The organism is Klebsiella sp. Sb-30, from assembly GCF_057652795.1.
Genome location: NZ_CM172749.1, coordinates 4,484,675 through 4,504,131 on the forward strand (window position 1 = coordinate 4,484,675; position 19,457 = coordinate 4,504,131).

Below are 19,457 nucleotides of genomic sequence, written 5' to 3' on the forward strand. Positions count from 1 at the left end.
TTGCACGGACCTCCGTTAAATTATCAGAAAAAATCCTAAAGGCCTGAAAGCCCATTGATGAGTGGATAGCGTTAAATGAATACATAACTGGCAGAAAAAACACTACACTCCCCATCGCCAACGTTAATTTAAGCGTTTTTCAATGCATTGACTCAGCGTCAACCTGCACTATCTGCTTATTATCATTGACGTTCTCACAATACTTAAATCAATATATTCATAAGACCGATAAACCAATGGCTGTAATTAAGATAATTCCAACCCATGTCGGGCGGTGACGCGGCAAGAAGGGAAAAGTCAATCGCAGCGGCAGCGTTAACTGAGAGTCTGCCAGAGTGAATTGAAAAATAATTATCGGCAAATAAGGCCATTTCTCAGAACAATACACTAATTCCATTGTGAGGTAAAAAGCGGTTTTTGTTGCCCAGGGGTTGACATCAAAACGCGTATCCAGTAACTCTAAAAGCATATCGATTTCATCTGGAGCATGACGCAATGATTCGCACCACTCGTTTCACCGGCCTACTACTACTAAACGCATCCACTATGCGCGGTAGGCTGTTGGGCGACGTTCAGCGTTAAGTCATCTTCCAGCAAGACTATAAAACCCGCGCCGTTGCGCGGGTTTTTTTATGCTCGTAAGCAAGGCGCCCAGGACACCGATTAAGGATCTAAACCATGAGCCAGCAAGTCATTATTTTCGATACGACCTTACGTGACGGGGAGCAAGCGTTACAGGCCAGCCTGAGCGTGAAAGAGAAGCTGCAGATTGCGATGGCCCTGGAGCGGATGGGCGTTGATGTGATGGAAGTCGGCTTCCCGGTCTCATCTCCTGGCGACTTCGAGTCCGTACAAACCATCGCACGCACCATCAAAAACAGCCGCGTCTGCGCCCTGGCTCGTTGCGTCGAGAAAGACATTGATGTGGCGGCAGAATCCTTAAAAGTCGCCGAAGCGTTCCGAATTCATACCTTTATCGCCACCTCGCCGATGCACATCGCCACCAAGCTGCGTAGCACCCTGGATGAGGTCATTGAGCGCGCAATCTATATGATCAAACGCGCACGCAACTATACCGACGACGTCGAATTCTCCTGTGAAGATGCGGGCCGTACGCCGATCGCCGATCTGGCGCGCGTGGTCGAAGCCGCCATCAACGCCGGCGCCACCACGATTAATATCCCGGACACCGTCGGCTATACCATGCCGTTTGAGTTCTCCAGTATCATTACCGGCCTGTACGATCGCGTCCCGAATATCGACAAAGCCATCATCTCCGTGCACACCCATGACGATTTAGGCCTGGCCGTCGGTAACGCGATTGCCGCGGTCCACGCCGGTGCTCGCCAGGTTGAAGGCGCCATGAACGGTATCGGCGAGCGCGCGGGCAACTGTTCGCTGGAAGAAGTGATTATGGCCATCAAGGTGCGCAAAGACATTATGGATGTCCGCACCGGCATTAATCACAACGAAATCTGGCGTACCAGCCAGACCGTCAGCCAGATTTGCAATATGCCCATTCCGGCCAACAAAGCCATCGTCGGTACCGGCGCCTTCGCCCACTCCTCCGGCATCCACCAGGACGGCGTGCTGAAGAACCGCGAAAACTACGAAATCATGACCCCGGAATCGATCGGTCTGAATCAGGTGCAGCTGAACCTGACTTCCCGCTCCGGCCGTGCGGCAGTGAAACACCGTATGGAAGAGATGGGCTACAAAGATACCGACTACAACATGGATCACCTCTACGACGCCTTCCTGAAGCTGGCAGACAAAAAAGGCCAGGTCTTTGATTACGATCTGGAAGCGCTGGCGTTCATCAACAAACAGCAGGAAGAGCCGGAGCATTTCCGCCTGGATTACTTCAGCGTGCAGTCAGGCTCCAGCGATATCGCCACGGCCTCCGTAAAACTGGTCTGCGGTGAAGAGACCAAAGCAGAAGCCGCTAACGGCAACGGCCCGGTCGACGCTATTTATCAGGCTATCAACCGTATCACCGGCTATGACGTGGAGCTGGTCAAATATGACCTGAACGCCAAAGGTCAGGGCAAAGACGCGCTGGGTCAGGTAGATATCGTCGTAACCTACAACGGTCGCCGCTTCCACGGCGTCGGTCTGGCGACGGATATCGTTGAATCCTCCGCGAAAGCCATGGTCCACGTGCTGAACAATATCTGGCGCGCAGCAGAAGTCGAAAAAGAGTTGCAACGCAAAGCTCAAAATAACGAGAACAAGAAGGAAACCGTGTAATGTCGAAGAATTACCATATTGCTGTTTTGCCAGGTGATGGCATTGGCCCGGAAGTCATGAACCAGGCGATGAAAGTACTGGAAGCCGTTCGTCACCGTTTTGATATGCGCATTACCACCAGTCAGTATGACGTCGGCGGCATCGCTATCGACCGTCAGGGCACCCCGCTGCCGCAGGCGACGGTAGAAGGCTGTGAGCAGGCCGATGCGATTCTGTTCGGCTCCGTAGGCGGCCCGAAATGGGAACATCTGCCGCCGGCCGGTCAGCCGGAGCGCGGCGCGCTGCTGCCGCTGCGTAAACATTTCAAACTGTTCAGCAACCTGCGTCCGGCGAAGCTGTACCAGGGGCTGGAAGAGTTTTGCCCGCTGCGTGCGGATATCGCGGCAAACGGCTTCGACATTCTGTGCGTCCGCGAATTAACCGGCGGGATCTACTTCGGCCAGCCGAAAGGCCGCGAGGGCAGCGGTCAACACGAAAAAGCATTTGATACCGAGGTCTATCATCGCTTTGAAATCGAGCGCATCGCGCATATCGCGTTTCAGTCCGCACGCAAACGGCGTAATAAAGTGACTTCTATCGATAAAGCGAACGTTCTGCAGTCATCTATTCTGTGGCGCGAAGTGGTCAGCGAGATCGCCAAAGAATACCCGGACGTTGAGCTGGCGCATATGTACATCGACAACGCCACCATGCAGCTGATTAAAGACCCGTCCCAGTTTGACGTTCTGCTGTGTTCCAACCTGTTCGGCGACATCCTGTCTGACGAATGCGCCATGATCACCGGCTCAATGGGCATGCTGCCGTCGGCCAGCCTCAATGAACAAGGTTTTGGTCTGTATGAACCAGCAGGCGGCTCAGCTCCGGATATCGCTGGCAAAAATATCGCCAACCCTATCGCGCAGATCCTCTCTCTGGCGCTTTTGCTGCGCTACAGCCTGGATGCCGATAACGCGGCAACAGCGATTGAGAGTGCGATCAACCGTGCATTAGAAGAAGGCGTGCGTACCGGCGATTTAGCGCGCGGCACGGCGGCGGTCAGTACCGATGAAATGGGCGATATCATTGCCCGCTATGTCGCTGAAGGGGTGTAATCATGGCGAAGACCTTATACGAAAAGTTGTTTGATGCGCATGTCGTTTATGAAGCGCAGAACGAAACCCCGCTGCTGTATATCGACCGTCATCTGGTGCATGAAGTGACCTCACCACAGGCCTTTGACGGCCTGCGCGCGCACAACCGTCAGGTTCGTCAGCCGGGTAAAACCTTCGCCACCATGGACCATAACGTTTCTACCCAGACGAAAGATATCAACGCGTCCGGCGAAATGGCGCGCATTCAGATGCAGGAGCTGATCAAAAACTGCCAGGAGTTCGGCGTTGAGCTGTACGATCTGAACCACCCGTATCAGGGTATCGTCCACGTGATGGGGCCGGAACAGGGCGTGACCCTGCCGGGGATGACCATCGTCTGCGGCGATTCCCACACCGCCACTCACGGCGCATTTGGCGCGCTGGCTTTTGGTATCGGCACCTCCGAAGTTGAGCACGTCCTGGCGACTCAGACCCTGAAGCAGGGCCGTGCCAGGACCATGAAGATTGAAGTGAATGGCAAAGCAGCGCCGGGCATCACCGCTAAAGATATCGTGCTGGCCATCATTGGCAAAACCGGTAGCGCCGGCGGCACCGGCCACGTGGTGGAGTTCTGCGGTGAAGCCATTCGCGATCTGAGCATGGAAGGTCGTATGACGCTGTGCAATATGGCCATCGAAATGGGTGCGAAAGCAGGTCTGGTCGCGCCGGATGAAACCACCTTTAACTATGTGAAGGGTCGTTTGCACGCGCCAAAAGGCCAGGACTTCGACGCGGCTGTTGAATACTGGAAAACCCTGAAAACAGACGCTGACGCCACCTTTGACACCGTCGTGACCCTGCAGGCAGAAGAGATTGCCCCGCAGGTTACCTGGGGTACAAACCCAGGTCAGGTCATTTCCGTTAACGAGATGATTCCCGACCCGGCCTCTTTCGCCGATCCGGTCGAGCGGGCGAGCGCGGAAAAAGCGCTGGCCTATATGGGCCTGAAACCAGGTATCCCGTTAACCGACGTGGCTATCGATAAAGTGTTCATCGGCTCCTGTACCAACTCGCGTATTGAAGATTTGCGCGCCGCGGCCGAAGTCGCTAAAGGCCGCAAAGTCGCGCCGGGCGTGCAGGCATTGGTGGTCCCGGGTTCTGGCCCGGTGAAAGCTCAGGCGGAAGCCGAAGGTCTGGATAAGATCTTTATCGAAGCCGGTTTTGAATGGCGTCTGCCGGGCTGCTCCATGTGCCTCGCCATGAACAACGATCGCCTGAATCCTGGCGAGCGCTGCGCATCAACCAGCAACCGTAACTTTGAAGGCCGTCAGGGCCGCGGCGGACGTACCCACTTAGTCAGCCCGGCGATGGCCGCAGCGGCAGCCGTGACCGGCCATTTCGCCGATATTCGCGACATCAAATAAGGAGACCATCATGGCAGAGAAATTTACCCAACATACGGGCCTGGTGGTTCCGCTGGATGCCGCAAACGTCGATACCGATGCGATCATTCCTAAGCAGTTCCTGCAGAAAGTGACGCGCACCGGTTTTGGCGCGCATCTGTTCAACGACTGGCGTTTTCTTGACGATCGTGGACAACAGCCAAACCCGGAATTCGTCCTTAACTTCCCGGAGTATAAAGGCGCATCGATCCTGCTGGCGCGGGAAAACTTCGGCTGCGGCTCCTCCCGTGAGCACGCGCCGTGGGCATTGACCGATTACGGTTTTAAAGTGGTTATCGCCCCCAGCTTCGCCGATATCTTTTACGGTAACAGCTTTAACAACCAGCTGCTGCCGGTGACGCTGAGCGATGAACAGGTCGACGAGATGTTCAAGCTGGTTCAGGCGAACCCCGGTATGACGTTCGAAGTGGATCTGGAATCCGAAGTGGTGAAAGCGGGCGACAAAACCTACAGCTTTAAAATTGATGCCTTCCGTCGCCACTGTATGCTCAACGGACTTGATAGCATCGGTCTGACGCTGCAGCACGAAGAGGCGATTTCAGCCTATGAAAACAAACTGCCGGCCTTTATGAACTAACCACGCCGTTGATCCCCGAGCCCGGTCCTTGTGACCGGGCATTTTTTTAGGTTTTTCGCGCGGCTTACGGCAAGAAAAGAGCCCGCCCTGACCGATGGACCCGCACATGACGACCGCTGTTACCATTAAAAATATCACCTTCCAGGAAGGCACAACGTTAATTTGCGTGCCGCTAATCGGCCAGACGCTCGACGAGCTGAAAGCCCATGCCCGCACGCTGGCGGAGGCCGGAGCCGATCTTATCGAATGGCGTGTCGACCATTTTACCGCTGTCGGCGATCGGGATCAGGTCCTGCTGGCGCTGACGGAGATTCGCCGGCTGCTCGCCGATATACCGCTGCTGTTCACCTTCCGCAGCCATAAAGAGGGAGGTGAAACGGAGATCGGCGATGACGCGTACTTCGCACTCAACCGTCTGGCCGTTGCCAGCGGGCTGGTGGACATCATTGATATTGAGCTCTTCAATGACGAAATGCCGATCCGGGCGCTGATCGATGAAGCTCATGCCGCCGGGGTAAAAGTGATTATGAGCAATCATGATTTCCAAACAACACCGGCGCAGGAAGAGATTATCGCCCGGCTACGCCGCATGCAGGAGCTGGGCGCCGATCTGCCGAAAATCGCGGTCATGCCTCAGTCGCCGCAAGACGTGCTGACATTACTGTCTGCCACTCTGGTCATGAAAGAACGGTACGCCACCCGCCCGTTAATCACGATGTCGATGGGCAAACTGGGCGGCGTCAGCCGGGTCACCGGACGCCTGTTCGGCTCAGCGATGACGTTTGGCAGCGTGGGCCAGGCATCGGCACCCGGACAAATTGCCGTGCGTCAGCTGCGGGAAATGATGAATATTCTGTCCTGAAAGCACGCCGCATCGCAGCAATCTGCGGTGCGGCGCCTGGCTAAATATCTTTGACTTTGCTGGTCAGAAACAGCGTCAGCAGCGAGATGGCGGCAATGACCCAGTACACGCTGGCGTGGCCATAGTTTTGCGACAGCGCTCCCTGCAGCACGCCGGCGAGAATCACTCCGGTGGAAATACTGTTGGTAAACAGCGTGGTGGCGGCCCCGGCCCGTCCAGGCATCAGGTCCTGGAACCACAGCATGCCAATCCCGGCGACAATACCGATAAAAATGGCGTTGAACAGCTGCAGCGCCAGCAGCGCGGTACGTTCGTGGAACACAATCAGGCCAAGATAGAACAGCACGCCGGCAGCCACCGCGGCGACCATCATTTTACGTTTGCCCCAGCGCTTGACGTAATACCCCGCCAGGATCATCGCCGGGATTTCCAGCCCGGCCGCCGTCCCCATCAGGATCCCGGCCAGGCTATCCGGCAAGCCAAGATCGCTACTGATCCACAGCGGCATATCGATGATATACATGGTGTTGCAGGTCCACATCAGCGTCGACGCGATAAACAACATACGTACGTTTTTATCTTGCCAGCCGCCGGCCTGCACTACGACGCCCGCCGCTTCCGCAGGCTGCTCCACTCGGGCAACCGACGGCAGCTTAACGGCAATTAACGCCAGGCTAATGACGAAAATACCGGCCGCAATCGAGAACATGGTGGTAAAGCCATAGTTCAGCGCCAGCATGAAAGCCAGCGGCGGTCCGATCACCCACGCCAGCGACAGCTGCGCACGCATCACCGAGCTGAACATCACCACTTCCCGCGCCGAACTATCGGCATATTCCCGCGCCAGGGCGAACAGCTGGGGCATCGCGGCATTGGCAATCGACGCCAGCATCACACCGCAGGTGATCAATGTTAAGTAGTGACGGTTAAAAGCAAACAGTAGCGCGTTGCCCACCGCCATCAGACAGCAGAACATGATCAGCCGGCGGCGATCCCCCTGGCTATCGGAACGTTTCGCCAGCGCCAGGCTCACCAGAATACCGGCGATCGCGTTAACGGTATAAAACAGGCCGACCCAGAAAGGCTGTGCGCCCACTTCGCGGCTGAGGAACAAGCTGAGGGTTGGCGCCTGCAGCGCGCCCGCAATACCCATCATAAAAGCGACCAGCATAAACGCCGCGTATACACCGTTAAGCCGCCGTCCCATCGTCATCAACCAGAGCATGTCATGTCCTTAAAGCACGCGAAGAAAACGAAAAAAGCCAGCAGAAGTCATCTGCTGGCGGGTGATTTTATACTCTATCTGTTTCAAGTGACAGGCCGGCGACCGAAACGTTATGGTTCAGTCAACTGGCCTGGGTCTGAAAGAGGATAAGTACACACCAATACTCAGTCACACATGATGTGGGCAAGTCAATGATCAGAGGTCTGTGACGTAACTCCCCACTGCATCAGCTCGCCAAGAATCTTCTGCTGTCTCCCTGCCATCAGGCGGGCCAGCCATGACGCGTCCTGCGTCGCAGAAAAGTAGCGTTGGTAGAACTGTTTCGCGGTAGACCTCATCATATTCACCTCCTCGCTTCATCGGAATGCATTATTGGCCTAATATAGGGATTAATAAATTGCTGAGTTTTCATCAGGAGTTCCCCTTTTATGTCTTCTGCTCGTCTGCAACAACAGTTCATCCGCTTATGGCAGTGCTGCGAAGGTAAATCGCAGGAGACAACCCTTAACGAACTGGCGGAAATGCTCTGCTGCTCGCGCCGCCATATGCGTACGTTGCTGAATATGATGGAAGAACGCGGCTGGTTAACCTGGGAAGCGGAGGCCGGGCGCGGCAAGCGTTCAAAGCTGGCTTTCCTCTATACCGGCCTGGCGCTGCAGCAGCAGCGGGCCGAGGATCTGCTGGAACAGGATCGTATCGATCAACTGGTCCAGCTGGTGGGCGACAAGGCCGCGGTGCGTCAGATGCTGGTCTCGCATCTGGGCCGCAGCTTCCGTCAGGGGCGGCATATTCTGCGCGTACTCTACTACCGACCGATGAAAAACCTGCTCCCCGGCAGCGCGCTGCGCCGCTCGGAAAATCATATCGCCAGGCAGATCTTCAGCGCATTAACGCGGGTAAATGAGGAAAACGGGGAACTGGAAGCCGACATTGCGCACCACTGGCAGCAGCTTTCGCCCACCCACTGGCGATTTTTTCTCCGCCCCGGCATTCATTTTCACCACGGGAGAGAGCTGGAGATGGAGGATGTCATTGCTTCGTTGCAGCGCAGCAACAGTCTGCCGCTCTACTCACATATTGAACGTATTGCCTCCCCCACCGCCTGGACGCTGGATGTACATCTGACGCAACCCGATCGCTGGCTACCGTGGCTGCTCGGCCAGGTGTCGGCTGTCGTATTGCCGCGTGAATGGCAGTCGATGGAGAATTTCTCTGCAATGCCGGTAGGTACCGGGCCTTATGCGGTGGTTCGCAACAATCAAAACCAGCTGAAGATCCATGCTTTTGACGATTATTTCGGCTACCGGGCGTTAATTGATGAAGTTAACGTCTGGGTCCTGCCAGAGATTAGCGAAGAGCCCAACGGCGGCCTGACGCTACAGGGGACTACGCAAAGTGAGAAAGCGGTTGAGAGCCGGCTGGAAGAAGGGTGCTACTATCTGCTGTTTGATGCCCGCAGCCCCCTCGGCAGCAACCTCGCGGTTCGTCAGTGGCTCAGCTATCTGTTACAGCCCGCCAATCTGCTTTATCACGCCGGTGAACAGTATCAGGGCAACTGGTTCCCGGCCTACGGTCTGCTGCCCCGCTGGCACCATGCCCGCAGTCATGCCTGTGAAAAACCGCCGGGACTGGAGTCTGTCACCCTCACCTACTACCGGGATCACGTCGAACACCGCGTGATGGGCGGGATCATGGCAACACTGCTGGCGGAGCATCAGGTCAAGCTGGAGATTCAGGAGCTGGACTACGAAGAGTGGCACCGCGGCGAGGTGGTCAGCGATGTCTGGTTGAACAGCGCCAACTTTACCCTGCCGATTGATTTTTCTCTGTTTGCCTTGCTGTATGAGGTCCCGCTGATACGGCATTGTATTCCTGTCGACTGGGAGCAGGATGCCCGTCGCTGGCACGCAGGCGAGCTAAACCCGGCCACCTGGAGCCAGCAGCTGCTGGCCAATCAAACCATCGTGCCGCTGATCCACCACTGGCTGATGATCCAGGGGCAGCGCAGTATGCGTGGCGTAAGAATGAATACGCTCGGCTGGTTTGATTTCAAATCCGCATGGTTCGCGCCGCCGGATCCCTGATAGCACTCCCGGCAGGCGCTGAAGCGCTTTCCGTCAGTTCACAAAATCATTACACTATCGCCGTTCTCAACGGGGTGCTGATATACGTACACAAAATCATTCGGGTTGCATCAAGGCGGCAAGCGGGTGAATCCCCAGGAGCATAGATAACTATGTGACCGGGGTGAACACGCGATGCTAACGCAGAGGCAGCGCGAAGGATGAAGCGTGTATACACAAAATCATTCGGGTTGCATCAAGGCGGCAAGCGGGTGAATCCCCGGGAGCATAGATAACTATGTGACCGGGGTGAACACGCGATGCTAACGCAGAGGCAGCGCGAAGGATGAAGTGTATTGGCTGAGAAAATACCCGTCGAACCTGATCCGGATAACGCCGGCGAAGGGATTTGAGGCCTACTCAAAATCCTTTGCCCCCCCTTGTTTATGAGGTGCAAAGTGTTGAAAAAATTACTCCCGCTGCTGGCGCTGGTCGCCGTTCCCGCGTTTGCTAAACCTGTACTCACCGTCTACACCTATGACTCCTTTTCGGCAGACTGGGGTCCTGGACCGGTCGTGAAAAAAGCCTTTGAAGCCGACTGCAACTGTGAACTGAAGTTCGTGGCGCTGGAAGATGGCGTTTCGCTGCTTAATCGTCTGCGGATGGAAGGCAAGAATAGCAAAGCCGATGTGGTGCTCGGGCTGGACAACAACCTGCTGGAAGCGGCTACGCAGAGCAAATTGTTCGCCAAAAGCCAGGTACCGGCCAGCGTAGTCACGGTACCGGGCGGCTGGGATAACGACACGTTTGTGCCGTTTGATTACGGCTATTTCGCCTTTGTCTACGATAAAAACAAGCTGAAAAACCCGCCGAAAAGCCTGAAAGAACTGGTGGAAAGCGATCAAAAATGGCGCGTGATCTACGAAGATCCCCGCACCAGTACCCCGGGCCTGGGGCTGCTGCTGTGGATGCAAAAAGTGTATGGCGAGAAGTCGCCGGAAGCCTGGCAAAAACTGGCGGCGAAAACCGTCACCGTCACCAAAGGCTGGAGCGAGGCTTACGGTCTGTTCCTGAAAGGGGAAAGCGATCTGGTTCTCAGCTACACCACATCGCCGGCCTACCACATCATTGAAGAGAAAAAAGACCAGTACGCGGCCGCCAGTTTCGCCGAAGGCCACTATTTGCAGGTTGAAGTCGCCGCGCGTACCGCCGCCAGCAAACAACCGGAGCTGGCGGAGAAATTCCTCAAGTTTATGGTGTCTCCCGCCTTCCAGAATGCCATCCCGACCGGCAACTGGATGTATCCGGTCACCCAGGTTGCGCTTCCCGCGGGCTTTGAGACGTTGCCGAAACCTCAAACCACGCTGGAATATACTCCGCAGCAGGTCGCCGCAGAACGTCAAAACTGGATTAATGCATGGCAACGCGCCGTCAGCCGCTAAATATCGGCTGGCTGGCGCCGGGTCTGACGGCCGCCGCGCTGCTGGTCGCCGTCGCACTGGCCGCATTCCTGGCGCTCTGGAGCAGTGCGCCGGAGGCGGCGTGGCGCTCGGTTTTCAGCGACAGCTATCTGTGGCACGTTATCCGTTTCTCTTTCTGGCAAGCGTTTCTCTCCGCGCTCTTCTCCGTTGTACCGGCGATTTTTCTCGCCCGCGCGCTGTATCGTCGCCGCTTCCCGGGGCGTACGCTGCTGCTGCGCCTGTGCGCCATGACGCTGATTCTGCCGGTATTAGTGGCCGTCTTTGGCATTCTCAGCGTCTATGGCCGTCAGGGCTGGCTGGCGACACTGTTTAACGCCATCGGCTGGCAGTGGGATTTCTCGCCGTATGGGCTGCAAGGCATTCTGTTGGCGCACGTTTTTTTCAATATGCCGATGGCAACCCGGCTGCTGCTGCAGGCGCTGGAGAATATCCCCGGAGAGCAGCGGCAGATCGCTGCCCAGCTGGGCATGCGCGGCTACCCTTTTTTCCGTCTGGTGGAGTGGCCCTGGCTACGGCGGCAAATTCCCCCGGTTGCGGCGCTGATCTTTATGCTCTGCTTCGCCAGCTTTGCCACCGTGCTGTCGCTGGGCGGCGGCCCACGGGCCACAACGATTGAGCTGGCGATCTACCAGGCGCTGAACTTTGATTATGACCCGGCCCGTGCGGCGATGCTGGCGCTGATCCAGATGGTCTGCTGCCTCGGGCTGGTGCTCCTCGCCCAGCGTCTGAGCAAGGCCGTTGCTATCGGCACCACGCAAGTTCACGGCTGGCGCGATCCGGACGATCGCCTGCACAGCCGCCTGAGCGATACCGCGCTGATCGTTTTCACGCTACTGTTACTGCTGCCTCCGCTGCTGGCGGTGGTGGTCGACGGTCTGAATAACAATCTGCTCAGCGTCCTGGCGCAGCCCGCGCTGTGGCAGGCATTCTGCACTTCGTTACGCATCGCGCTTTCCGCCGGTCTGCTCAGCGTGATGTTAACGATGATGCTGCTGTGGAGCAGCCGTGAACTGCGCCTTCGCAACCGACTGCTGGCGGGCCAGACGCTGGAACTCAGCGGTATGCTGATTCTGGCGATGCCGGGAATCGTGCTGGCGACCGGCTTCTTTTTACTGCTCAATAACAGTATTGGACTGCCGGCTTCCGCCGACGGTATTGTGATCTTCACCAACGCGCTGATGGCTATCCCCTATGCCCTGAAGGTGCTGGAAAACCCGATGCGCGATATTGCCGTACGCTACGGTATGCTCTGCCACTCTTTGGGCATGAGCGGTTTTACCCGCCTGAGGGTCGTGGAGCTGCGCGCATTAAAGCGTCCGCTGGCCCAGGCGCTGGCGTTTGCCTGCGTCCTGTCCATCGGCGATTTCGGCGCCGTCACGCTGTTCGGTAATGAACAATTCCGTACGCTGCCGTTCTATCTGTACCAGCAAATAGGCTCTTATCGTAGCCAGGACGGTGCCGTCACTGCCCTGCTGCTACTGCTGCTGTGCTTTTTACTCTTTACCGTGATTGAGAAACTTCCGGGACGTGATGTTAAAACTGAATGATGTGACCTGGCTTTACCAGCATCTGCCGATGCGCTTCACGCTCTCCGTCGAGCAGGGTGAACGCCTCGCCGTGCTCGGCCCGAGCGGCGCGGGCAAAAGCACGCTGCTCAATCTGATCGCCGGCTTTCTGCCGCCGGTGAGCGGCACGATTTTGATTAACGGCCAGCCGCATACCACGACGCCGCCGGCCCGGCGCCCGGTATCAATGCTGTTTCAGGAAAACAATCTCTTTCATCATCTTACCGTCCGCCAGAATATCGCGCTCGGGATGCATCCGGGGCTGAAGCTTAACCCGACGCAGACCGCCAGCCTGCAGACGATAGCCGGGCAAATGAGCATCGATTCACTGCTGGACAGATTGCCGGGCGAGCTCTCAGGCGGCCAGCGCCAACGCGTGGCGCTGGCGCGCTGTCTGGTCCGGGAACAGCCGGTCCTGCTGCTGGACGAACCTTTTTCCGCACTCGACCCCGCACTGCGCCAGGAGATGCTGACGCTGGTAAGCGATGTCTGCCAGCGTCAACATCTGACGCTGCTGATGGTGTCGCATAGCGTGGAAGATGCCGCCCGTATCGCGCCGCGCTCGCTGGTGGTGGCCGACGGGCGGATCGCCTGGGACGGCGCGACCGAAACGTTGCTCAGCGGCAACAGCAGCGCCTCTCACCTGTTAGGCATTAGCGCGCGATAACCTTGTGCAGAATATCGAGATAGACGGGCATCAGAGGATGGCGAATCACCAGGGTTAGCGCTGCGCCGGCCAGCACCACCGTCACCGGCGTCAGCCACAGCAGACGCGCGCGGGGTAAGAGTCGCGTCAGGCGATCGCGCATTTTTGCGCTGCGCCACAAGCGCCAGCACAGCCAGCCCGCCAGCCAAACCAGCAGCGCGGCAGCCAGCAGCAGCCACTTGAAGCTGGCGCTGTGCTCATTGGTGGGGATATCAATCGCCGCGCCGGCCAGAATACCTGGCAAGAAGTACAGCGGCGGCCACAGCAGGCAACCAATAATATTGGGCAGAATAAACTTCGCCACCGGGAGATCGAGCATGCCGGCGACCATCGGCACCAGCGGCCGCGTCGGACCAACAAAGCGGCCGATAAGAATCGTGATCATGCTGTGCTGATGCAGCGCATGCTCGGTTTTATCCAACAGCGCCTTGTTTTTCTTCATAAAAGACCAGCGATGGAGCGGTTTTTTAAACCGCCAGCCGAGCCAGAAAGAGATCCAGTCGCCGAGTAAACACCCGATAATCCCCGCCAGCCACGCCTGCCAGAAATTCACGTCTCCGCTGCCAATCAGCGCCCCCAGCCCGGCCATCATCACCGTTCCCGGTAATATCAGCCCCACCAGCGCCAATGATTCAAGGAAGGCGACCAGCATCACGGCTATCAGGGAATAGACCGTAGACTGGGTGATAAAATGTTCCAGCAATGCTTGCATAATGTGCCCGGTATCAAAACGAAGCACGGATTCTCCGGAGCCGTCGCGCCTTCGTCAAGTCATCAATTGTCAGAATAAACCCGTCATACTTCAAGTTGCATGAGCGTTGGCTTTCCTCGCTCACCCCAGTCACTTACTTGAGTAAGCTCCTGGGGATTCCCTGCGTTGCCGCCTTCCTGCAACTCGAATTATTTAGGGTTTAGTTTACTGGTTGTGACAATTATCCGGCGCAACATTTCATTTTCTTTACGTTTTATTCACACCCCGCACGGAATTCACTGGGGCTGGCGCCGGTGCATTTCTTAAATACCCGCGAAAAGTAGAGCTGGTCTTCGAACCCGACGTTGCGCCCTACCGTGGCGATGGGCATACGCGTGGTACTGAGCAGCAGCTTCGCCTGGCTGATGCGCTGGTCTTCCCGCCACCCCAGCACGCTGATACCCAGCTGCTGGCGGAACAGATGGGACAGGCGCGAAGGAGACAGACAGACATGCTGGGCGACGCTGGCGATATCGAAATGGCTATCCGCGAGGTGATCGCTGATGTACTGGCAGGCATCGCGCACGCGATTGTCCAGCGGCGGATGCAGAGACTCATTAATCGCCTCCATGCGCCGTAACAGCAGCTGCTCGAGCAAATTGATCGCCAGCAGCTCCGAATAGCGTCCGGCCCCCTGACCAGCCTCAACGATCTGCCCAAACAGCTCGCAAAAACGCGCCTGCCACTGCTCATCAGGACGGAAAAAGCCGGTCTGGGCGAAGATCGTCGGCCAGTTCAGCCATTCATGCCAGTAGGCACGCGGCCGGAAGTAGACCCACTGGTGATACCATTCACGGGCATCGGGATGGCGGCCATAGTGATGAATTTCTCCCGGCGGAAAAAGCAAAATATCTCCCGGCCGGCAGATAAACTGCTCATCGTGATTGTTAATCACCCCTTCACCGCGCACCGTCAGGTTCAGAATATATCCCTTCATACCGAGCGGACGATCAATAAAGAAATCCAGATAGCCATCGGCATCAATCGGCGTCAGCCCCGTCACCAGATGGGCATTAAACGAGTAGCCCGGCAGCAGCGGATCGTTTTGTGTTTCAGCCATAGGCTCAGCTCTCCTGGATATATTATGGAAACCAATTGTCCATATTCAACATTGTACTGCTAACGCAGCTCGCCGTACTGGGACGCCGGTTGAAATTTCGATCAAAACCCGCCTCGTCACAGCAAAAATCGATGACAGCGCACAATTAAAGCACTTTTTCCGCATAACAGAAGTGTCTATAAATACGGTAGAAATGTCCACATTGAATATTTGCACGGCGTCACACTTTGCGATGCAATAGCAACATAGTCCATAAGATTAGCGAATACGGCCTGACGGTTTTTGGCGTGAATATCTACTGTTTCACCATGAATGGTTTTCTGCATGGAGTAACAGCATGGCAATTGCGATTGGCCTCGATTTTGGTAGTGATTCCGTACGCGCACTGGCAGTGGAATGCGCCACCGGCGAGGAGCTGGCCACCAGCGTAGAGTGGTATCCGCGCTGGCAGGAGGGGCTGTTTTGCGATGGCCCGAATAACCGGTTTCGCCACCATCCGCGCGACTACATTGAATCGATGGAAGCCGCACTGAAAAGTGTGTTGGCATTGTTAAGCCCCGAACAGCGCGCCGGGGTGGCGGGCATCGGCGTCGATAGCACCGGCTCAACGCCGGCGCCGATCGATGCCGACGGCAACGTGCTGGCGCTGCGCGAAGAGTTTGCCGATAACCCCAATGCCATGTTCGTGCTGTGGAAGGACCACACGGCGGTCGAAGAGGCGGAAGCCATTACTCGCCTGTGCCATCAGCCGGGCAAAGAGGACTACTCCCGCTACATTGGCGGCATCTACTCCAGCGAGTGGTTCTGGGCCAAAATACTCCACGTCACCCGTCAGGACCGCGCCGTCGCCGAGGCAGCCGCTTCGTGGATTGAGCTGTGCGACTGGGTGCCCGCCCTGCTTTCCGGCACCACCCGCCCGCAGGATATTCGTCGCGGACGCTGCAGCGCCGGGCATAAATCATTGTGGCACGAAAGCTGGGGCGGACTGCCGCCGGCCAGCTTCTTCGATGAGCTCGATCCGATTATCAACCGGCACCTGAGCTGGCCGCTGTTTAGCGACACCTGGACCGCCGATGTCCCTGTCGGCACGCTCTGTGCCGAATGGGCGCAGCGCCTGGGCCTGCCGGAAACCGTCATTCTGTCCGGCGGCGCCTTCGACTGCCATATGGGTGCAGTCGGCGCCGGCGCGCAGCCTAACGCCCTGGTCAAAGTCATTGGCACCTCCACCTGCGACATTCTGATCGCCGATAAACAGAGCGTGGGCAATCGCACGGTCAAGGGGATCTGCGGCCAGGTCGATGGCAGCGTGGTCCCTGACTTTATTGGTATGGAGGCCGGACAATCTGCCTTCGGCGATATTTACGCCTGGTTTGGCCGTATTCTCGGCTGGCCGCTGGAACAGCTGGCGCAGCAGCATCCGGAGCTGAAAACGCAGATTGCTGCCCAGCAAAAACAGCTGCTGCCATCGTTGACCGAAGCCTGGGCCAAAAATCCGTCGCTGGAACATCTGCCGGTGGTTCTGGACTGGTTTAACGGCCGTCGCACCCCCAATGCCAACCAGCGACTGAAGGGGGTCATTACCGATCTGAATCTCGCCACCGATGCGCCGGCGCTCTTTGGCGGCCTGGTGGCGGCCACCGCCTTCGGCGCGCGCGCCATTATGGAGTGCTTCACCGACCAAGGAATCCCGGTCAACAACGTGATGGCCCTGGGCGGTATTGCCCGTAAAAACCCGGTCATTATGCAGGCCTGCTGTGACGTGCTGAACCGGCCGCTGCAAATCGTCGCCTCCGATCAGTGCTGCGCGCTCGGCGCGGCGATCTTCGCCGCCGTCGCCGCAGGCGTGCATCAGGATATCCCCACCGCCCAGCGCAGCATGGCAAGTGAGGTCGAAAGCACCCTGCAGCCGCGTCCTGCCCAGGCTCAACGCTTTGAACAACTTTATCAGCGCTACCAGCAGTGGTCGGTCAGCGCAGAACAACAGTATCTCCCTTCGGCTGCGAAGGCGGAAAAAGCCCCGCTTTCTCAGGCAGCTCTCACCCATTAAGGACACGAAAATGACGATTTTTGATAACTACGAAGTATGGTTCGTGATTGGCAGCCAGCATCTGTATGGCCCAGAAGCGCTGCGTCAGGTCACGAAGCATGCCGAACATGTGGTGAACAGCCTGAATGCGGAAGCAAAGCTGCCGTGCAAGCTGGTGTTAAAGCCGCTGGGCACCACGCCGGATGAGATTACCCATATCTGCCGCGACGCTAACTATGATGATAAATGTGCCGGCATGATGGTGTGGCTGCACACCTTCTCTCCGGCCAAAATGTGGATTAACGGCCTGACTATCCTCAATAAGCCGCTGCTGCAGTTCCACACGCAATACAACGCGTCGCTGCCGTGGGACAGTATCGATATGGACTTTATGAACCTGAATCAGACCGCGCACGGCGGCCGCGAGTTCGGCTTTATCGGCGCGCGCATGCGCCAGCAGCACAGCGTGGTTACCGGCCACTGGCAGGATCAGAGCGCCCATCAGCGCATCGGCTCCTGGATGCGCCAGGCGGTTTCTAAGCAGGATACCCGTCATCTGAAAGTCTGCCGTTTCGGCGACAACATGCGTGAAGTCGCGGTCACCGATGGCGATAAAGTTGCCGCCCAGATCAAATTCGGCTTTTCGGTCAATACCTGGGCGGTGGGCGATCTGGTTCAGGTGGTCAACAGCATCAGCGAGGGGGATATCAGCGCGCTGGTTGATGAGTATGAAAGCAGCTATCGTCTGACCCCGGCGGCGCAGATCCACGGTGATAAGCGGCAGAATGTGCTCGACGCCGCGCGCATTGAGCTGGGGATGAAACGTTTCCTTGAGCAGGGCGGCTTCCATGCTTTCACCACTACCTTTGAAGATTTGCACGGCCTGAAGCAGCTCCCGGGCCTCGCCGTACAGCGTCTGATGCAGCAGGGCTATGGCTTTGCCGGCGAAGGCGACTGGAAAACCGCCGCCCTGCTTCGCATCATGAAGGTGATGTCAACCGGTCTGCAGGGCGGCACCTCCTTTATGGAGGACTACACCTACCACTTCGATAACGGAGACGATCTGGTTCTGGGCTCGCATATGCTGGAAGTCTGCCCGACTATCGCCACGGCAGACAAACCGATCCTCGACGTTCAGCCGTTGGGCATCGGCGGTAAAGCCGATCCGGCCCGCCTGATCTTCAATACGCAGACCGGTCCGGCCCTCGTCGCCAGCCTGATCGATCTTGGCGATCGTTTCCGCCTGCTGGTTAACACCGTGGAAACAGTCCCGACGCCGCACGATCTGCCGAAGCTGCCGGTTGCCAATGCATTGTGGAAAGCCCAGCCGGATCTGTGCACCGCGTCTGAAGCCTGGATCATCGCCGGCGGCGCACACCACACCGTCTTCAGCCACGCGCTGACGCTCGATGATATGCGTCAATTTGCCGAGCTACAGGATATCGAACTGGCGGTAATCGATAACGAAACCCGTCTGCCGTCCTTTAAAGACGCGCTGCGCTGGAACGAAGTCTATTACGCTTCAAAACGTTAACCACGGCAGCCAATTGCCCGGCGACACGTGGTTTGCCCGGCCTACACACTGCGGTTTTGTAGGCCAGGTCAACGAAGCGCCGCCGGCAAGGAGAACCCAATGCTCGAAGCATTAAAACAGCAGGTGCTAGAAGCTAACCTGGCCCTGCCGAAAAACAATCTCGTCACCCTCACCTGGGGCAACGTCAGCGCCGTCGATCGCGAACGCGGTGTGCTGGTGATTAAGCCGTCGGGCGTCGACTACAGCGCAATGGGCGCCGACGATATGGTGGTGGTGAGTCTTGAAAGCGGCGAAGTGGTCGAAGGGAAAAAGAAACCCTCTTCGGATACAGCAACCCATCGCCTGCTCTACCAGGCCTTCCCGTCATTGGGCGGGATTGTCCATACCCATTCGCGCCACGCCACCATCTGGGCGCAGGCCGGGCAAGCTATTCCGGCGACCGGTACCACCCATGCCGATTATTTCTATGGCCCGGTGCCCTGCACCCGCCTGATGACCGATGAGGAAATCAACGGCGAATATGAGTGGGAAACCGGGCGCGTTATCGTCGAAACGTTCCGCGAACAGGGTATCGATCCGGCGCAAATGCCCGGCGTGCTGGTGCATTCGCACGGCCCGTTCGCCTGGGGGAAAAACGCCGAAGATGCGGTACATAATGCAATCGTGCTGGAAGAGATCGCCTATATGGGGATTTTCTGCCGCCAGCTAGCGCCGCAGCTGCCCGCGATGCAGCAAACGCTGCTGGACAAGCACTACCTGCGCAAACACGGGGCAAAAGCCTACTACGGGCAGTAGCGCCGCGGCTTTCCCCGTCGACAGCCGTT

Annotated in this window: 17 protein-coding genes; 13 read left to right on the plus strand and 4 right to left on the minus strand. The window is 57.3% G+C overall.

The annotated features are described in order from the left end of the window. Window positions 1–495: 495 nt before the first annotated feature. The 6 genes from leuL (at window position 496) to aroD (ending at window position 6,222) form a co-directional block, all read left to right on the plus strand. Window positions 496–582 (plus strand): leu operon leader peptide, encoded by an 87-nt coding sequence (leuL, locus tag AC236I_RS20980; RefSeq protein ID WP_049267590.1) that lies wholly within the window; start codon window positions 496–498, stop codon window positions 580–582. 96 nt (window positions 583–678) lie between these two features. After that, window positions 679–2,250 carry a 2-isopropylmalate synthase gene (leuA, locus tag AC236I_RS20985; RefSeq protein WP_004857836.1) on the plus strand — a complete coding sequence of 524 codons (1,572 nt, stop codon included), beginning with the start codon at window positions 679–681 and terminating at the stop codon, window positions 2,248–2,250. Beyond that, complete coding sequence (gene leuB, locus AC236I_RS20990) at window positions 2,250–3,341, plus strand: 3-isopropylmalate dehydrogenase (protein WP_004857834.1); 1,092 nt, start codon at window positions 2,250–2,252, stop codon at window positions 3,339–3,341. Before leuA ends, leuB begins: the two co-directional genes overlap by 1 nt. Window positions 3,342–3,343: 2 nt before the next feature. Next, the gene (leuC, locus tag AC236I_RS20995) at window positions 3,344–4,744 is read left to right on the plus strand and encodes a 3-isopropylmalate dehydratase large subunit (protein ID WP_004857832.1); all 1,401 of its coding nucleotides are present in this window, start codon (window positions 3,344–3,346) and stop codon (window positions 4,742–4,744) included. A gap of 10 nt (window positions 4,745–4,754) precedes the next feature. Further along, window positions 4,755–5,360 (plus strand): 3-isopropylmalate dehydratase small subunit, encoded by a 606-nt coding sequence (leuD, locus tag AC236I_RS21000; RefSeq protein ID WP_004857830.1) that lies wholly within the window; start codon window positions 4,755–4,757, stop codon window positions 5,358–5,360. Between the two features lie 106 nt (window positions 5,361–5,466). Further along, complete coding sequence (aroD, locus tag AC236I_RS21005) at window positions 5,467–6,222, plus strand: type I 3-dehydroquinate dehydratase (protein WP_004857827.1); 756 nt, start codon at window positions 5,467–5,469, stop codon at window positions 6,220–6,222. 40 nt (window positions 6,223–6,262) lie between these two features. Here aroD and AC236I_RS21010 read toward each other — a convergent pair whose 3' ends face one another. After that, window positions 6,263–7,447 carry a sugar efflux transporter gene (locus AC236I_RS21010; RefSeq protein WP_004857826.1) on the minus strand — a complete coding sequence of 395 codons (1,185 nt, stop codon included), beginning with the start codon at window positions 7,445–7,447 and terminating at the stop codon, window positions 6,263–6,265. A gap of 188 nt (window positions 7,448–7,635) precedes the next feature. Next, on the minus strand, window positions 7,636–7,788 hold the full coding sequence (gene sgrT / locus AC236I_RS21015; RefSeq protein ID WP_004857824.1) for a glucose uptake inhibitor SgrT: 153 nt from the start codon (window positions 7,786–7,788) through the stop codon (window positions 7,636–7,638). A gap of 87 nt (window positions 7,789–7,875) precedes the next feature. On the opposite strand from sgrT, the gene sgrR reads away from it, so the two are divergent. From sgrR to thiQ, 4 genes are all read left to right on the plus strand, one after another. Then, entirely contained in the window at window positions 7,876–9,531 is a 1,656-nt protein-coding gene (gene sgrR / locus AC236I_RS21020) for an HTH-type transcriptional regulator SgrR (RefSeq protein ID WP_015585167.1), read from the plus strand. Between the two features lie 437 nt (window positions 9,532–9,968). Continuing rightward, complete coding sequence (thiB, locus tag AC236I_RS21025) at window positions 9,969–10,952, plus strand: thiamine ABC transporter substrate binding subunit (RefSeq protein WP_394945379.1); 984 nt, start codon at window positions 9,969–9,971, stop codon at window positions 10,950–10,952. Further along, window positions 10,928–12,538, plus strand: coding sequence for a thiamine/thiamine pyrophosphate ABC transporter permease ThiP (gene thiP, locus AC236I_RS21030; RefSeq protein ID WP_487608630.1), 1,611 nt, complete (start codon window positions 10,928–10,930; stop codon window positions 12,536–12,538). Before thiB ends, thiP begins: the two co-directional genes overlap by 25 nt. Continuing rightward, window positions 12,522–13,223 (plus strand): thiamine ABC transporter ATP-binding protein ThiQ, encoded by a 702-nt coding sequence (gene thiQ / locus AC236I_RS21035; protein WP_032716561.1) that lies wholly within the window; start codon window positions 12,522–12,524, stop codon window positions 13,221–13,223. The genes thiP and thiQ overlap by 17 nt, the downstream gene beginning before the upstream one ends. On the opposite strand, the gene AC236I_RS21040 is transcribed toward thiQ, so the two are convergent. Next, complete coding sequence (locus AC236I_RS21040) at window positions 13,210–13,974, minus strand: DedA family protein (protein ID WP_015585169.1); 765 nt, start codon at window positions 13,972–13,974, stop codon at window positions 13,210–13,212. The genes thiQ and AC236I_RS21040 overlap by 14 nt on opposite strands. A gap of 253 nt (window positions 13,975–14,227) precedes the next feature. Continuing rightward, the gene (gene araC, locus AC236I_RS21045; RefSeq protein WP_004857813.1) at window positions 14,228–15,073 is read right to left on the minus strand and encodes an arabinose operon transcriptional regulator AraC; all 846 of its coding nucleotides are present in this window, start codon (window positions 15,071–15,073) and stop codon (window positions 14,228–14,230) included. A 337-nt stretch (window positions 15,074–15,410) separates the two neighbouring features. Here araC and araB point away from each other — a divergent pair, with 337 nt between their 5' ends. From araB to araD, 3 genes are all read left to right on the plus strand, one after another. After that, window positions 15,411–17,120, plus strand: coding sequence for a ribulokinase (gene araB / locus AC236I_RS21050; protein WP_032716560.1), 1,710 nt, complete (start codon window positions 15,411–15,413; stop codon window positions 17,118–17,120). A 10-nt stretch (window positions 17,121–17,130) separates the two neighbouring features. Next, complete coding sequence (gene araA, locus AC236I_RS21055) at window positions 17,131–18,633, plus strand: L-arabinose isomerase (RefSeq protein WP_004857809.1); 1,503 nt, start codon at window positions 17,131–17,133, stop codon at window positions 18,631–18,633. 99 nt (window positions 18,634–18,732) lie between these two features. Then, window positions 18,733–19,428, plus strand: a complete 696-nt coding sequence (gene araD / locus AC236I_RS21060; RefSeq protein WP_015585171.1) for an L-ribulose-5-phosphate 4-epimerase — start codon at window positions 18,733–18,735, stop codon at window positions 19,426–19,428. Window positions 19,429–19,457 lie beyond the last annotated feature (29 nt).

What these genes read in the sequence shown, in the direction of transcription:
- leuC (WP_004857832.1), top strand. Translation starts at nt 3,344, where the DNA reads ATGGCGAAGACCTTATACGAAAAGTTGTTTGATGCGCATGTCGTTTAT.
- araB (WP_032716560.1), top strand. Translation starts at nt 15,411, where the DNA reads ATGGCAATTGCGATTGGCCTCGATTTTGGTAGTGATTCCGTACGCGCA.
- leuB (WP_004857834.1), top strand. Translation starts at nt 2,250, where the DNA reads ATGTCGAAGAATTACCATATTGCTGTTTTGCCAGGTGATGGCATTGGC.
- AC236I_RS21040 (WP_015585169.1), bottom strand. Translation starts at nt 13,974, where the DNA reads ATGCAAGCATTGCTGGAACATTTTATCACCCAGTCTACGGTCTATTCC.
- sgrT (WP_004857824.1), bottom strand. Translation starts at nt 7,788, where the DNA reads ATGATGAGGTCTACCGCGAAACAGTTCTACCAACGCTACTTTTCTGCG.
- leuD (WP_004857830.1), top strand. Translation starts at nt 4,755, where the DNA reads ATGGCAGAGAAATTTACCCAACATACGGGCCTGGTGGTTCCGCTGGAT.
- aroD (WP_004857827.1), top strand. Translation starts at nt 5,467, where the DNA reads ATGACGACCGCTGTTACCATTAAAAATATCACCTTCCAGGAAGGCACA.
- AC236I_RS21010 (WP_004857826.1), bottom strand. Translation starts at nt 7,447, where the DNA reads ATGCTCTGGTTGATGACGATGGGACGGCGGCTTAACGGTGTATACGCG.
- thiQ (WP_032716561.1), top strand. Translation starts at nt 12,522, where the DNA reads ATGTTAAAACTGAATGATGTGACCTGGCTTTACCAGCATCTGCCGATG.
- leuA (WP_004857836.1), top strand. Translation starts at nt 679, where the DNA reads ATGAGCCAGCAAGTCATTATTTTCGATACGACCTTACGTGACGGGGAG.
- sgrR (WP_015585167.1), top strand. Translation starts at nt 7,876, where the DNA reads ATGTCTTCTGCTCGTCTGCAACAACAGTTCATCCGCTTATGGCAGTGC.
- araC (WP_004857813.1), bottom strand. Translation starts at nt 15,073, where the DNA reads ATGGCTGAAACACAAAACGATCCGCTGCTGCCGGGCTACTCGTTTAAT.
- araD (WP_015585171.1), top strand. Translation starts at nt 18,733, where the DNA reads ATGCTCGAAGCATTAAAACAGCAGGTGCTAGAAGCTAACCTGGCCCTG.
- araA (WP_004857809.1), top strand. Translation starts at nt 17,131, where the DNA reads ATGACGATTTTTGATAACTACGAAGTATGGTTCGTGATTGGCAGCCAG.
- leuL (WP_049267590.1), top strand. Translation starts at nt 496, where the DNA reads ATGATTCGCACCACTCGTTTCACCGGCCTACTACTACTAAACGCATCC.
- thiP (WP_487608630.1), top strand. Translation starts at nt 10,928, where the DNA reads ATGGCAACGCGCCGTCAGCCGCTAAATATCGGCTGGCTGGCGCCGGGT.